The sequence below is a fragment of the Lacticaseibacillus salsurivasis genome, from assembly GCF_036246225.1.
GTDB classification, from domain to species: Bacteria; Bacillota; Bacilli; order Lactobacillales; family Lactobacillaceae; genus Lacticaseibacillus; species Lacticaseibacillus salsurivasis.
In genome coordinates, this window is the sequence record NZ_BTTP01000035.1 from 1 (window position 1) to 3169 (window position 3169).

Sequence of the window (3169 nt, forward strand, 5' to 3'; positions counted from 1 at the left end):
AAGCGCGGCAGCTTCCTACCCTCGCAGGCAGTCACCCACCAACTACTCTCGGCGTAGAGAAGCTTAACTTCTGTGTTCGGCATGGGAACAGGTGTATCCTTCTCGCTATCGCCACCGCACTTCATATTCAATTGAGGGCTTTGCGCTCTCAAAACTGGAGATCATTGTTTTATCATGCTTTGAACGACGTATTTGTCGCTAGTCGTGCTCGTTTGTTTTACCAAACTTTGCACGTTTTGGTCAAGTCCTCGACCGATTAGTACTGGTCCGCTCCATGCATCGCTGCACTTCCACTTCCAGCCTATCTACCTGATCATCTCTCAGGGGTCTTACTTCCATATAGGAATGGGAAATCTCATCTCGAGGGGGGCTTCACACTTAGATGCTTTCAGCGTTTATCCCTTCCGTTCATAGCTACCCAGCGATGCGCCTGGCGGCACAACTGGTACACCAGCGGAACGTCCATCCCGGTCCTCTCGTACTAAGGACAGCTCCTCTCAAATTTCCTGCGCCCGCGACGGATAGGGACCGAACTGTCTCACGACGTTCTGAACCCAGCTCGCGTACCGCTTTAATGGGCGAACAGCCCAACCCTTGGGACCGACTACAGCCCCAGGATGCGATGAGCCGACATCGAGGTGCCAAACCTTCCCGTCGATGTGGACTCTTGGGGAAGATAAGCCTGTTATCCCCAGGGTAGCTTTTATCCGTTGAGCGATGGCCCTTCCATACGGAACCACCGGATCACTAAGCCCGACTTTCGTCCCTGCTCGACTTGTCAGTCTCGCAGTCAAGCTCCCTTATACCTTTACACTCTGCGAATGATTTCCAACCATTCTGAGGGAACCTTTGGGCGCCTCCGTTACATTTTAGGAGGCGACCGCCCCAGTCAAACTGCCCACCTGACACTGTCTCCCGCCACGCTTAGTGGCGCGGGTTAGAGTGTTCATACAGCAAGGGTAGTATCCCACCAATGCCTCCTCCGAAACTAGCGTTCCGGTCTCTACGGCTCCTACCTATCCTGTACAAGCGGTACAAACACTCAATATCAAGCTACAGTAAAGCTCCATGGGGTCTTTCCGTCCTGTCGCGGGTAACCCGCATCTTCACGGGTACTATAATTTCACCGAGTCTCTCGTTGAGACAGTGCCCAAATCATTACACCTTTCGTGCGGGTCGGAACTTACCCGACAAGGAATTTCGCTACCTTAGGACCGTTATAGTTACGGCCGCCGTTTACTGGGGCTTCAATTCTGGGCTTCGCTTACGCTAACTCATCCTCTTAACCTTCCAGCACCGGGCAGGTGTCAGCCCCTATACGTCATCTTACGATTTAGCAGAGACCTGTGTTTTTGATAAACAGTTGTTTGGGCCTATTCACTGCGGCTGACCTTGCGGTCAGCACCCCTTCTTCCGAAGTTACGGGGTCATTTTGCCGAGTTCCTTAACGAGAGTTCGCTCGCTCACCTGAGGCTACTCGCCTCGACTACCTGTGTCGGTTTGCGGTACGGGTGATTTATTTCTAACTAGACGCTTTTCTCGGCAGTGTGATATCAGCCACTTCGCTACTAAAATTTCGCTCCCCATCACAACTTGTCCTTATAGTCGTAAGCATTTCACTCGCGTCAAGACTTGTTGCTTGGACACCCATTTCCAGCCGGGTGCTTGGCTTAACCTCCTGCGTCCCGCCATCGGTCAAACAAAATAAATCAGTACAGGAATCTCAACCTGTTTTCCATCGACTACGCCTCTCGGCCTCGCCTTAGGTCCCGACTAACTCTGGGAGGACGAGCCTTCCCCAGAAAACCTTAGTCATACGGTGGATAGGATTCTCACCTATCTTTCGCTACTCATGCCGGCATTCTCACTTCTAATCGCTCCAGCCGTCCTCACGATCGACCTTCAACGCCATTAGAACGCTCTCCTACCGCGCAACCATAAGGTTGCACCCACAGTTTCGGTATTATGCTTAGCCCCGGTATATTTTCGGCGCAGGGTCACTCGACTAGTGAGCTATTACGCACTCTTTAAATGATGGCTGCTTCTGAGCCAACATCCTAGTTGTCTGTGCAACGCCACATCCTTTTCCACTTAGCATAAATTTAGGGACCTTAACTGGTGATCTGGGCTGTTCCCCTTTCGACAATGGACCTTATCGCTCACTGTCTGACTCCCGGAGTAAGATAATTGGTATTCGGAGTTTATCTGAATTCAGTAACCCATGACGGGCCCCTAGTCCAAACAGTGCTCTACCTCCAATATCCATCCTCCGAGGCTAGCCCTAAAGCTATTTCGGAGAGAACCAGCTATCTCCAAGTTCGTTTGGAATTTCACCGCTACCCACAACTCATCCCAGCATTTTTCAACATACACGGGTTCGGTCCTCCAGTGTGTTTTACCACACCTTCAACCTGGTCATGGGTAGGTCACTTGGTTTCGGGTCTACACCAACATACTTAATCGCCCTATTCAGACTCGCTTTCGCTGCGGCTCCGGCTTTTCACCTTAACCTCGCATGTTAGCGTAACTCGCCGGTTCATTCTACAAAAGGCACGCTGTCACCCATTAACGGGCTCCAACTAATTGTAGGCACACGGTTTCAGGAACTATTTCACTCCCCTTCCGGGGTGCTTTTCACCTTTCCCTCACGGTACTGGTTCACTATCGGTCACTAGGGAGTATTTAGCCTTGGGTGATGGTCCACCCGGATTCCGACGGAATTTCACGTGTTCCGCCGTACTCAGGATCCCAAACGGAGGGTGGTCGATTTCGACTACAGGGCTTTCACCTTGTTTCGCGCAGCTTTCCAGCTGACTTCGTCTATCAACCACTTTGGTAACTCCAATGTCTGGTCCTACAACCCCAAGAAGCAAGCTTCTTGGTTTGGGCTGTTCCCACTTCGCTCGCCGCTACTATGGGAATCGCAATTGCTTTCTCTTCCTGCAGGTACTTAGATGTTTCAGTTCCCTGCGTGTGCCTCTGACATGCTATGTATTCACATGCCAGTAATCACCTAAAGGTGATTGGGTTCCCCCATTCGGAAATCTTCGGATCAAAGCTTACGTATAGCTCCCCGAAGCATATCGGTATTAGTTCCGTCCTTCATCGGTTCCTAGTGCCAAGGCATCCACCGTGCGCCCTTTGTAACTTGACCTTGATCTTTTAACAG

2 rRNA genes are annotated in these 3169 nt (G+C 51.2%); both read right to left on the reverse strand.

Annotated elements, in window-relative coordinates:
* Nucleotides 1–2: 2 nt before the first annotated feature.
* A 5S ribosomal RNA gene (rrf, locus tag AAA927_RS12750) occupies nucleotides 3–119 on the reverse strand.
* 117 nt (nucleotides 120–236) lie between these two features.
* Nucleotides 237–3154, reverse strand: a 23S ribosomal RNA gene (locus AAA927_RS12755).
* Nucleotides 3155–3169 lie beyond the last annotated feature (15 nt).